The sequence below is a fragment of the Planctopirus limnophila DSM 3776 genome, from assembly GCF_000092105.1.
Lineage (GTDB): Bacteria > Planctomycetota > Planctomycetia > Planctomycetales > Planctomycetaceae > Planctopirus > Planctopirus limnophila.
This window is the reverse complement of record NC_014148.1, coordinates 708,431-720,191: the sequence shown is the minus strand read 5'-3', so window position 1 is coordinate 720,191 and position 11,761 is coordinate 708,431. Positions and strand designations below refer to the sequence as shown.

The window sequence follows — 11,761 nt, the reverse complement described above, 5'->3', positions numbered from 1 at the left end:
CCGACTTCTCGCGTTTGTTTCATTTTGCACTCATGGGTAGGCATGTACGAGAAAAAATCCTTCAATTGCACGGATTGTGCCGTCTTCTCGTAAAAACTGACGAGTTACCCATTCCCAACCTTACGACTCGTCGATTTCCAGAATATTCCTGCGTACAACCACCAAATCTAAAATCTGGGTAATCTAGGAAAGACAGGCGCCGTCAGTGGACTTTCTTTGAAACAGCTCTCGGGAGAGAACATTTTGGCCTTGAGAGTCGTCTCACCTGACGACGAAGAGACGAGAGACGCCTGTCTGTGCTCACCGATTTTCCACTGACATTTTTTCTGCTGGCAAAATCGAGAGGACGACGCTCGGAGGGAGCCCTGGTCAATGCGTCGAATTGATCTTCCAGATTCACCATCGTCACCGGATGACCGACATGCTCGCAGCCTGTCGCTGTCTTGTCGTCCCGTGGGCCTGGGCTGGGTGTTCACTTTGATTTGCTGCTGCACACTGGTGACTTCGGCCCCTCTTTTCGCCCAACAGATAGCCGCGATTTCCGGGGATGCTGTTTCGGGTGCTGAGGCTGATAACAAGCCAGTGCCGCCCTTCGATCCAGTCGAAGAGTCGTTCCTGGTTCCTCCCCAACCGGTGGGTTCAACTCCCGGAGAACTCCCGCCGGCATTCGACAGTGACGATGCTTTCGAAGAGTGGGCCAGCGAAGTGCTGCCTGTCAGCAATCAGTCGGCTCCCCAGTCCCCTCTTCCGCTGCCTCCATCGACTCAGGTCAATACGCCTGCTGCTGAACAAATCCAACCACCATTGCCTCCCGCTCCAGATGCCGGAAAAACTGCAGGAACAACTGCTACTGAAGATCCGAATTCTCCCGTTCCCTGGGCGGGAAATGACCGACCTGTTGTTTCTCTGAAAGCCTCCATCGCACTTCCAGCAGGAGAGATTCCCCGCAATCGGGCTCGTGAGATGGCTTCCACACTCCCGACACAAGTGATGGTCACCGGAATCAGCCGGCCGTGGATGTGGCAGGAAGTGGAATGGGAAGCGGCGGCCACGAGGCACTTGCCGCTCTACTTCGAAGAACCCATGCTCGAACGACTGGGCTACACTCATGGCTGGGGCCGCGAAACTTGTGACTACTGTGCCACAGATTGTGATCGGATGAAGGCGGAAGCCTTCCAGCCGTTTGTCTCTGCGGCAGCTTTCTTTGGTCGAGTTCCCATTCTCCCCTACCAGATGGGTGTCGATCTCCCCTGGGAACCGATTTATACCCTGGGTGAACCACTTCCCGGCTCGCCAGCCCCCTACGAAAAGCGGTTAATCCCCTGGAGTCTGCGCGGCGCACTCTTTCAGGCAGGTGCCACAACCGGTGCGGTCTTCATCGTTCCCTGATTGAACGAACCTGTCGTTATGACGCAATGGTGAAGACACCACGCTCGTGGTCATCAGACGTTGAGCCTATCTTTGAGTGATCGAGAATCAATTGCTCGACTCTCCCCGCGACTTTCCATGAGTGAGTCGATTCGACAGACGTTTTTCGCCGATAACTTCCATCAGCGGTATTCTGTCTTTCTGCATTTTGCCCTGGGAACCCGGCAATGAAAAGCTTTGTGCAATTCATCCTTATCGGCGTGGTGCTACTCGCCATCGTGGGCTTTTCGAGGCAATGGTTCGCAGTTGTCACGACCAATCGACCTGAGGAAGGGAAGGTCGATCTGCACCTCGAAGTCAACAAGCAGAAAATCCAGGAAGACGCCAGGCAGGCTCGGACGGCTTTGCAAAGTGCAGCCGATCGCACCATCCGCCGCAATTCTGCCAATCAGCAACCACAGGATGATCAGTTCTCCCGCGATTGGCCTGAAGAACAAGGTAACGTAGAACCTCCTCGTTCGTCAGCAAATCCGAACTCGACAGTGCGGGATGGTTTTCGGAATGGAAACGACCAATGGTCAGCCCCGAAAAACAACGATTCCAACTCCGATGGTGACGCTCCACTCTTTGTTCCACCGACACGCAGAACGGCCCAGCAGGAGAATGATCTGCTCGACGCCGCTAAGCCTCAATGAAGAGGCTACAAGTCGAGTTAGTTTGAGCTTACAAATCACAAAAGGTTCTCAGTTGACAGGATTCGTTCGAGTGGAATCAATCTTCGGAGGAAGCAGCTGCTTTGGCTTTTCCCTTCTGTGATTTTTTCTGACTGGCTCTTCCCTTTCTCACACCATTGTTGCTCTCGGAAGGTGAAGCATTTTTCGCAGGCATAGGGGCTTTAATCTCCTCGCGCCACGCTTTGAGCCTGGACTGCAATTCGTTCACCTTGTCAGGATATGTGGCTGCCAGATTCTTTTGTTCCCCCACATCGCTGGTGAGGTTGTAAAGTTCCAGTCGCCCATCTTCCAGAAACTCCATCAGCTTCCAGTCACCACTTTGAATCAAACTCACAGGTGTGGTTCGCCACTGGTTCTGACCCGAACCCAGATAACCGGGAAAGTGCTGGAAAATGGCCTCTCGATGGAGCTTTGCCCCGGGGTCTTTGATCAACTTCACCAGACTCTCACCATCGAGGGGATGCCCGGGGTGCTCAGCCGAAGTGATCTCCAGGAACGTCGGATAAAGATCGACATGGATTGTCGGCGTGCGGCACTCAACCCCTGCGGGTGCCACGCCAGGCCAGCGCACAATTAAAGGTACACGAGTTCCACCTTCGTACAGGCTCCCTTTACCACTTCGCAATGGTGCGTTATCGGTCACATCATTGGCTTTGTGCAAACCTTCCCGTTCGTAGCCTCCCACTCCACCATTATCACTGGCAAAGATCACCACGGTCTTGTCGGCGAGTTTGAGTTCGTCCAGCTTATCGAGGATTCGCCCGACACTTTCATCCACACTGGCGATCATCGCGGCATACACCGGGTTCCTATGGCCACCCACGCCCGGCTTGTTTTCAAACTTCTCGATCCATTCCTTCTTCGCCTGAAATGGTGAATGCACACCAAAATGGGGCAAGTATAGAAAAAATGGTTCCGACTGATGCCGCTCGATAAAGTCGATGGCGCGATCTGTCAGGTAGTCGGCCAGATACTTTCCTTCGGTATCTTTCTGCGCTGGAGTGGTTTTGAAATTGAAGTGCTGGCCAGAAGATTCGACCGCTTCATGAAAGCCGCGTTGCGACGGATGGTAAGAGCCATTCAGCCCCAGGTGCCACTTCCCGAACATTCCGGTTTGGTAGCCGCTGCGCTGCACCTGCTGTGCAATAGTTGCCGGGTCGAGAGGCAACTTCTCCACATTCTCGACAGGCCGCAGAGGTCGGCTTTGCCAGTCGAACCGGTCAATGCTTCCCACGGTGTAAACACCCGTTCGGGGCCCATATTGCCCGGTCATAATGGCGGCCCGAGTGGGTGCACAATTCTGACAGTGATGGTGATTCAGGAAACGGACGCCTTGCCGGGCCAGTTGATCGATGTGAGGCGTTTCATAATATCGGCTGCCAAAGCAACCCAGATCGGTATACCCCAGATCATCCGCCATGATGAAAATCACATTTGGACGAGTGGGATTTTTCCCATCCTCTGCTCGGACAGCCTGCGAGTTAACAGCGATTAAGCCTAAACACAGGAACTTGATCCAACGCCATAAACAGTTCTCTTGCGACACGACATTTTCCACTGAAGCAAATGATTCTCTTGCCAGAATAAACATTTGGAGAGCGTATCACACAGAGATCCAAAGCGCGAACAAAACTTGCAGCAACTTTTCTTTCTTTGATCGACTAATACTTTGGAAAGATCGCTGGTGTCGGGAAGCGATCTTCGTGATTGAGCGAACCATCTCCCAGATACTCTTCCCGCGGAATATCGACCAGTGGCCAGTTGCCGGGCCGAACACGCACGACTCGCCCGGGCCGAATGCCTTCAATAATTAGATCCGTTTCAAAACGAATCTGAATGCCACTACTGCCGACTGGCGGATGGGGCGATGTGTTCACTTCCAGAATGGTTCCACGCGAGGCCATGTGAGCCGGGCCATAAGAACCGCCCGCATGCTTGAGTGTATTCTCTGCCGCATTCATCATGGCGCTGGCTCCTTTCTGAAAATCGGCATACAATGCAGGGTCCATCCTGCCAAAGAGTGTGGCCGTCACCGTTGCCCTGCCGAATTTTCCATACTCCACGGCATCCACAAACGCTGGCATCCAGCGTGTGCGAATGAATGCTTTATGAACCTCCGCCTGATGACGGGCCGCATGCTGAATTGAGGCTTCATCGAGCCAGATGTCCGAAATATGAAACCTGGTAAAGATCCCATCGGGCGTGGGTTTCCAGGTGATACCTAACTGCACGGCCATGCCTGCCAGCGATTTCTTGCCACTCGCAGGCCATACGCCTGCAGCAATCAGATCGGCCACTTCCAGACGTTCTTTGCCACGCCAGATCCGGGTCGCCCCGTCGAAGGTCAACTTCTCCTCTGGAATTTGAGTTCCGGAGTTCTGCGCTGCTTCCTGGCTGGACTTAGGTTCGCAAGTCGCGACGATCATCCCTTCGTGATTCTGCATGTCAATTTCTTTGAGCTTCCAGATCTTGCCTTCGCGAAGGCAATGGCTCACTTCATCTTCGAGCAGCAGCACATGATTCTCAGCCGGCGCAATTCCCGCTCCACGATTATGATTTCCGTCAATCGCTTTATTATTCACAGGCAATACAGGAACTGCCGACGTTTTCGGGTCGGGTGGCAAAAACGCATAGACGTGCAGGACTGTTCCCAGCGGTATATCTCTCAGATCCGCAGGGGCATTGTGATAGCGAATTTCTGCATAAGGCAACATCGCCACCGGGTGGGGATCGTTGCGAAAAAACATGCCCGACGCCTGCACACGAATACTCCCCCGGCGGTTGGGATGATCGACAAACACCAGTTCTCCCCGGTATTTATAGGCCTTTTCCAACGGTGGGAATTTGCCGACCTCCGGTCGAAATGGTTCTTCTCCACGAACGGACTCAGTAAAAACACAACTGAGAACCAGGCAAAAAACAATCAACCAGAATGCCATACCTTGACTGATAGTTTTTGAGCTCAATGGATTGGATCGCGTATTCATTATCGAGAGATCTTTATTGGCAAATAGTCGTAGGTAGCACGAGGTCAACTTCAAAACCACTACTTGGAGATCAGCCTTTACAGAGCAATGACTTGATTGCTGTCGCCAAACTTATCTGTTTCGACCCCCATCCGCTGAGCCATCAACAGCAACAGATTGCTCATATGAGCATTTGGATTCGCGGGACGACTACAGAGCGAATAATGCTCGCCCGGTTTATCGAGTCGATACCCACTGAAATGCCCCTGATTAAAATCGAGATGGCTGCCATGTTTGAGCCCCAGATCTGACCCACCCGCCAGCACCAGCGGTAAATTTGCATTGCCATGGCTATGTCCATACGACATTCCACTTCCAAAGAGGGCCATTGTCGTCCCCAGGAGTGATTTGCCGTTGAGATCTTTCGTCTCTGCCAACCTTGTCAGGAAGTAACTGAACTGTTCAATAGCAAAGGTGTCGTACTTGGTCAGCTTCTCCATATACCCCGCATCACCACCGTGATGACTGAGTTGATGCCGCGATTCGGTAATACCAATTTCAGGAATCGAAAAGGCGTCCCCTTCACCTCCCAGGCTGAATGTTGCCACGCGAGTAACATCCGTCTGGAATGCCAGCACCATTAGATCGTAGACCGTGCGGAAGTAATCACCGGCCATTGTGGCCGCTACATCGCGATTGGTGCGTTTACGATCTTCCTCGGAAAGTGCTGGTAAAGGTGTATCCAGCCAGGCATCTGCCCTTTTCGTGCGGATCTCGGCTTCGCGTACCGAGGTCAAATACTGGTCGAGACGACCTTTATCCGCAGCTCCCATCGCCTGTTCGAGTTGACGTACTTCCATCAGGTTGGCATCCAGGACACTCGCTTTGCGTCTCAATGCTCTCCGTTGAGTGGCTGTTCCTCCCTTGGGTTCGGCAAATAGCGAAGCAAAGATTTCACTGCAGCGCCGCATGGAAGGCAAGCGGACTCCGTCAGCCGTCCATCCGAGAGATTCGCCGGTTAATGCCACTTCCATAGATGGATAGCGCGTATGAGGTGCGGTGATCTCAGCGATTTTCTGATCCACCGAAATTGTATTGCGATCCGACGGACCCAGCTTGCCGCCCGTCAACCAGACAGAAATACAATTGTGATGATGACTCAGAGCCCCCGGATGATGTAGACCACTGATCGGGGTAATCACCTCTCGATGTTTCTCCAGAGGTTTCAGCGAGGGGGAGAACTGATAGTCTTTTCCTGGCGTCGTAATCTGATAGTTCAGTGAATGCACCCCATTGGCGAGATAGATAAACGCACTTCGCCTGGGTGTGGCTGTCACTCCTTCGGCAGCTTTCAAGGGAACCATGCATTCCAAAAACGGCAACGAAATGCAGGTCCCGAGCGCACGAAGTGCATGCCGCCGGTCAATCAACCAGGATTGCGAAAGAAAGTTGCTCATCGAGAGATCACCTTTAGCAGGTACTGTTCTATACTTAGTGACTGTAGCGTTTATCTATAAATGCGATTCAACGGAGGACGATCTACCGTTTTCTCATCATTCCAGAAAGTGCGACGGCTCGAATGATGTCTTTCACGCGGTAATCACTTTTCTTCGCTTCGATTTCAATCGCCTTCAAATCGTCCTGATCATCGACGGTCAAGACCCTGCGAAGAGCATATGTACAAAGGTGCTCAATAAAGGCTTTCGCGACTTTATCTCGATCTTCCAGCAGCAGTTGGCGGAACTCGACAGCATCTGCAAAAGATCGACCATCAGGGAGAACACCGGAAGGATCAATCTGCGGATCTTCGCCAACCCCCTTTTCAACTCTTTCGCGAGTGCGCCATTGGCCAATCGCATCGTAGTTATCCCAGGCCAGGCCCAGTGGATCGATCTTGGCGTGACAGGCCGCACAACTGGCATGATTGCGATGTGCTTCGATCTTCTGACGCAATGTCGCTTTGGGACTCTCTGGAGGACTGGGCTCAATGGCACTCACATTGGCTGGTGGTGGAGGGGGTGTTCTGGCAAAAATCGCTTCGCTTAACCACACACCTCGATGCACGGGACGATGGCGGGTTCCATCCGATGTCAAACTAAGAATTGCCCCCATCGTCAGCAGGCCGCCGCGATGATCTTCCGGTTGGAGTGTAACACGTTGAAAGCCTCCTTCTCTGGGCTCTGGCAATCCGTAAAAATCACACAGCCTGGCATTCGCCATGGTCCAGTCTGATTGAATTAACTCGTCAATCGGGAGATTTTTGGAGAACATCTCACGGAAGTATTCCACTGGCTCGGCTCGCATACTTTCTTCCAGCCAGTCGTCATAGTTTTTATAAAGTTTCTTATCGGGTGGAAACATTCCTAACTTATGTAACTGCAGCCATTGGCGAGTGAAGTCGTCAACAAAACGGTTGGCTTTACTATCTGCCAGAAGACGATCAACTTCTTTGCTTAAAACCTCTCCCTGAAGCTGATCATTTCGAGCGGCTGTCAATAATTCTTCATCGGGCATTGAACTCCAGAGAAAATAGGAGAGTCGCGAGGCGAGTTCGGCATGAGTGAGCTGCTCTCTAGGCGTGGGCGATCCCTCGACAAGGTAAATAAAATGCCGTGATGTCAATAGGCCTTGCAGTGCGACGCGATAGGCTTCAAAGGTTTTCTCCCCTGCAGCCAGTTCTTCTAAATACGACTGGAGATATTGATCGAGTTCTTCGGGCTTTACTGGTCGCCTCCAGGCTCTTTCGGCAAAGCGCTGCAGATATTCAGCTACAATCTGGGGAGAGGCACCATCGGGTGGTATGAGATTGTCGCGGCGCGACTTTTCGGCTTCTGTAACCAGCGGCCCTTCCCACTCAATCCAGTCGAGCAATACAGTCGAAAACAGGCCATTTCCTTGACCATCGAACATCTGTGGAGCGTTGGGGTTTAACAGCCGGGTCTCACTACTATGGGTAAACATATAGGAGGGGCTGGCCAATGCGTTGCGAAAAGCAGCACCGCCTCTGCGATCAATCACATCAGTCGCCACCACACAGAAATCCAGGCTGATCGGCATCTCCAGAAAGACTTCAAACTCGAAGACCTGCGGGCTGTCTTCCGAAGCAGTCAGGTCGAATTCAATGAGGCCATCAACGGTTTCTTCCCCGGTGGCTTTGCCAATACTCAGATGGGCAGGTTGACCACCTGGCGGCCTGATGCCACTGGCCTGTAGACGTAAGCGATACAAACCACTGTGCTCTGGGCCTGTTTTTCCAAACCAGTTGGGAGAGAGTGCATTTTCGACACGTCCCGGGAAAAGCAGATATCGCAGCGGCCTTTGGATTCCCAGTCGATCCATCGCGGCCTGCTGCTCTTTCCCGCCGCGATATCGAAGATCGACAGCCGTTTTGCGAACTTTTCGTGCTTCGACTGTGGTCGCAGGAAATGCTCGATCAAGAACCGTTCCTGCCGCCTTGTAATAGCGGTCGATATGCGAAGGTGAAAGAGTCAGTTCTGACCCGATCCTCTCGAAACCGTGCCATAATGTATCTTCATTGAGTTCTTGCGGCTTCGCTGGATCGTAGCGCACGCCCAAAAGATCGTAGACCGTGTTCTGGTACTCTTTGCGACTCAATCGATAATGCGTGACAGCTGCCCGGGCAGCCATGCGCGAAGCTCGACCTTCTTTCAGTCGTCCATCAAGAGCGGTGACAAAGGCTGCAATCTCTGCCTGAGTCGGTTGAGGCTCTTCTTTGGGCGGCATTTCGCCGGTGTTCACCTTATCCAGAGCTTCAGCCCAGTGGTGCGAATCCAGCCCTGCTTTGAAATCCCGAGAGAGCTGATCGATCCGGATATCTCCCTCTTCCTTCTGTGGGCCATGACATCGAATGCAGTGCTGGGCAATAAAACTTTCGATGGCATCTGCCGCTTGAATCGATCCCTGAATTTCGAAACTCAAGACAACCGTCAGCACGGCTGAAAGGAGAGCTGAGTTAAAAGTGACTACCGACTTCATGAGCTGTCTCGACTTGGCTTTGTCGTTTTCGATGGCGATCACACTTCAGCGTATCGGAGATCATTTATGGATGCGAGACAGATCCTGCCACTTCAACACTAGATTTTCGTCCATAACCCCTAAAAGGTTGCCCCCACAGGGAGAAACACCTATTGAGAACATGAGTCCTGGAAGGTCATAGCCCCAGTTGATGTTTTGCCGGTACTTTCTCATGGCAAATTGAAGAACACACACTCGGCGGGCAGCATCGCCAGACAATCGAACAACAAGCTGAGTTCAGCCTCGCTGTACGGCTTGTAAGACTCGCTTCCCGCCAGGGTACTTCCAGCAAGCTCGAAGTCAGAAACCCAATGATCAATCCGTTTTGACTATGGTTTCTCAGCATGATTTCACATGATCATCAGAGAAATTACGGCGTCCCAGCAGGAGAGGTTCTTTTCTCATGAGTCAGTTATTCAGCACTTATCAACTGAAGGATGTCAGTTTCCGCAATCGCATTGCGGTCTCGCCCATGTGTCAGTATTCATCTCATGATGGACATGCGGATGACTGGCATCTGGTGCATCTTGGTGCGCGGGCGGTGGGTGGTGCCGGTCTGATTGTGGCTGAGGCGACGGCGGTTTCACCCGAGGGTCGAATTTCTCCGGGTGATGCGGGCTTATGGACAGATTCGCAAATTGAGCCGCTGGCTCGTATCAATCGATTCATTAAAGCGCATGGTGCTGTTGCCGGGATACAGATTGCCCATGCAGGGCGAAAAGCGAGCGCTGACCTTCCCTGGCAAGGTGGTGGGCATCTTGCGAATGATCAAGGTGGCTGGGATGTGATCGCCCCATCTGCAGAAGCCTTTGGAGACAATCTGACAAAAGTTCCTCAGGCGCTGTCGATCGAGGAGATTCATCAGGTGCAGAGACATTTTGTCGCTGCGGCCAAACGAGCGATCGAGGCTGGTTATCAACTTCTCGAGCTACATTTTGCCCATGGTTACCTGGCTCATGAATTCTGGTCACCACTCTCCAATCATCGGACGGACCAATATGGTGGTTCGTGGGAAAACCGGGCTCGCTTTCTCGTAGAAACACTTGATGCCGTTCGTGCCGTATGGCCTGAACATCTCCCTTTGATTGCGCGGCTTTCTGTTACCGACTGGATCGATGGCGGTGTCACTGTGGATGAATCGATCGAACTGGCTGCTGTATTGAAAAAGCGAGGACTCGATCTGCTTGATGTCAGCCATGGGTTTGTGACACCAGATATCTCTCATGTTCCGTGGGGGCCGGGCTTCCTGGTGCCGATTGCCGAAAAGATTCGTCGAGCCGCCGAGATTCCTGTGGCTGTAGGCTGGATGATTACCGAACCGCAGCAGGCGGAAGCGATCATTGCCCATGGCCAGGCTGATTTCATCATGCTGGCAAGAGCTTCATTGGCAAATCCCCACTGGCCTTATGTGGCTGCCCGAGAACTGAGTGTCGAGCGCCCCATGAATGTGTTACCCATCCAGTATTCCAGCGCATTGAGAAGGTAATCTTCAAGGGGTATTTCCTGTAGCTAGTTTTGCAGTTCAATTTGATCAATAGAGCAACCTCTTATGCATGACATCGATGTTTTTGAGTATGCACCCACGGCAGACAAGTACCGCCTCGAGCGTAAGCGTCGACCGATGGCAAAATTGGGTTTCCATCAGGTGCGAGTGGCTGTCAAAGCTGTCTCTTTGAACTACCGGGACCATATCGCATTGCACAACCTGGCTCGCCGGCAGGTGGGTGGCCGCATTCCCTGCTCGGATGGTGCGGGTGTTGTGGAAGAAGTGGGCGAAGGTGTCACTCGCTGGAAAGTGGGCGACCGTGTGATGGGGAGTTTCTTTGCCACCTGGGGAAAGGGACCATTCCAGATGGCTTACCACCAGCATGATCTGGGTGGTACGGTCGATGGGATGCTCGGGAGCTTCGTGACACTTGAGGAATCGTCTCTGGTGGCCACTCCTGGGTATCTCTCGGATCTGGAAGCCTCAACCTTACCTTGTGCAGCATTAACGGCCTATCATGCGTTGTTTGTGCGGGGCCAGCTCTCGGCTGGACAAACAGTCCTGTGCCTGGGGACTGGAGGTGTTTCTGTCTTTGCGTTGCAGTTCGCTGCGGCAGCAGGTGCTCAAGTCCTGATCACTTCCAGCAGTGATGAAAAACTGGCACGTGCTGTGGAACTGGGAGCAACTCACACCATCAACTATCGCTCACATGCAGAATGGCAAAAAGTGGTTGATGAGCTGACGGCCCATCGGGGCGTGGATCATGTTGTCGAAGTGGGTGGGCCGGGGACGTTCGATCGCTCGCTGCAGTCTGTGGCTGCCGGGGGACATATTGCGTTAATCGGAGTGCTCACAGGGTTCGGGCCACCTACCGGCAGTCTCTTTCCACTCGTGGCCCGTAACATTCGATTGAATGGGATCTATGTCGGCAGCCAGGAAATGTTTAAAGAAATGAATCAATTCCTGGAGTCGCACCAACTGCATCCGGTGATCGATCGAGTGTTTCCTTACGATCAATCACGCCAAGCCTTTGAGTGGCTGGCATCGGGGCATCATTTTGGCAAAGTCGTCATCGACCTTTCGGCGACCCACTGAAGCTGCGGCGGAGCGAAGCTGACGTTTTCGCAAGTTTTTTTTGAAATTCGCGTGACAAGATCGGCAGGAATGGCCGG

Annotated in this window: 8 protein-coding genes; 4 read left to right on the top strand and 4 right to left on the bottom strand. The window is 52.7% G+C overall.

The window, feature by feature from the left end; genetic code table 11:
- Positions 1 to 372: 372 nt before the first annotated feature.
- Positions 373 to 1,389, top strand: coding sequence for a hypothetical protein (locus tag PLIM_RS03040; RefSeq protein WP_013108852.1), 1,017 nt, complete (start codon positions 373 to 375; stop codon positions 1,387 to 1,389).
- A 218-nt stretch (positions 1,390 to 1,607) separates the two neighbouring features.
- Positions 1,608 to 2,063: a hypothetical protein gene (locus PLIM_RS03035; protein WP_196349519.1), complete on the top strand. Its 456-nt coding sequence runs from the start codon at positions 1,608 to 1,610 to the stop codon at positions 2,061 to 2,063.
- A 76-nt stretch (positions 2,064 to 2,139) separates the two neighbouring features.
- On the opposite strand, the gene PLIM_RS03030 is transcribed toward PLIM_RS03035, so the two are convergent.
- From PLIM_RS03030 to PLIM_RS03015, 4 genes are all read right to left on the bottom strand, one after another.
- Positions 2,140 to 3,693, bottom strand: a complete 1,554-nt coding sequence (locus tag PLIM_RS03030; protein ID WP_013108850.1) for a sulfatase — start codon at positions 3,691 to 3,693, stop codon at positions 2,140 to 2,142.
- Between the two features lie 70 nt (positions 3,694 to 3,763).
- Positions 3,764 to 5,089, bottom strand: a complete 1,326-nt coding sequence (locus tag PLIM_RS03025) for a hypothetical protein (protein ID WP_230849381.1) — start codon at positions 5,087 to 5,089, stop codon at positions 3,764 to 3,766.
- Positions 5,090 to 5,166: 77 nt separating this feature from the next.
- A complete protein-coding gene (locus PLIM_RS03020) occupies positions 5,167 to 6,525 on the bottom strand; it encodes a DUF1552 domain-containing protein (RefSeq protein ID WP_013108848.1) in 1,359 nt (452 codons plus the stop codon).
- 82 nt (positions 6,526 to 6,607) lie between these two features.
- On the bottom strand, positions 6,608 to 9,064 hold the full coding sequence (locus PLIM_RS03015; protein WP_013108847.1) for a DUF1592 domain-containing protein: 2,457 nt from the start codon (positions 9,062 to 9,064) through the stop codon (positions 6,608 to 6,610).
- A 442-nt stretch (positions 9,065 to 9,506) separates the two neighbouring features.
- On the opposite strand from PLIM_RS03015, the gene PLIM_RS03010 reads away from it, so the two are divergent.
- Positions 9,507 to 10,589 carry an NADH:flavin oxidoreductase/NADH oxidase gene (locus tag PLIM_RS03010; protein WP_013108846.1) on the top strand — a complete coding sequence of 361 codons (1,083 nt, stop codon included), beginning with the start codon at positions 9,507 to 9,509 and terminating at the stop codon, positions 10,587 to 10,589.
- Between the two features lie 63 nt (positions 10,590 to 10,652).
- Positions 10,653 to 11,684 (top strand): zinc-dependent alcohol dehydrogenase family protein, encoded by a 1,032-nt coding sequence (locus PLIM_RS03005; protein ID WP_013108845.1) that lies wholly within the window; start codon positions 10,653 to 10,655, stop codon positions 11,682 to 11,684.
- Positions 11,685 to 11,761 lie beyond the last annotated feature (77 nt).

Excerpts from the sequence above, each read along its gene's own strand:
- PLIM_RS03005 (WP_013108845.1), top strand. The coding sequence starts at position 10,653 with ATGCATGACATCGATGTTTTTGAGTATGCACCCACGGCAGACAAGTAC.
- PLIM_RS03030 (WP_013108850.1), bottom strand. The coding sequence starts at position 3,693 with ATGTTTATTCTGGCAAGAGAATCATTTGCTTCAGTGGAAAATGTCGTG.
- PLIM_RS03010 (WP_013108846.1), top strand. The coding sequence starts at position 9,507 with ATGAGTCAGTTATTCAGCACTTATCAACTGAAGGATGTCAGTTTCCGC.
- PLIM_RS03020 (WP_013108848.1), bottom strand. The coding sequence starts at position 6,525 with ATGAGCAACTTTCTTTCGCAATCCTGGTTGATTGACCGGCGGCATGCA.
- PLIM_RS03015 (WP_013108847.1), bottom strand. The coding sequence starts at position 9,064 with ATGAAGTCGGTAGTCACTTTTAACTCAGCTCTCCTTTCAGCCGTGCTG.
- PLIM_RS03025 (WP_230849381.1), bottom strand. The coding sequence starts at position 5,089 with ATGAATACGCGATCCAATCCATTGAGCTCAAAAACTATCAGTCAAGGT.
- PLIM_RS03040 (WP_013108852.1), top strand. The coding sequence starts at position 373 with ATGCGTCGAATTGATCTTCCAGATTCACCATCGTCACCGGATGACCGA.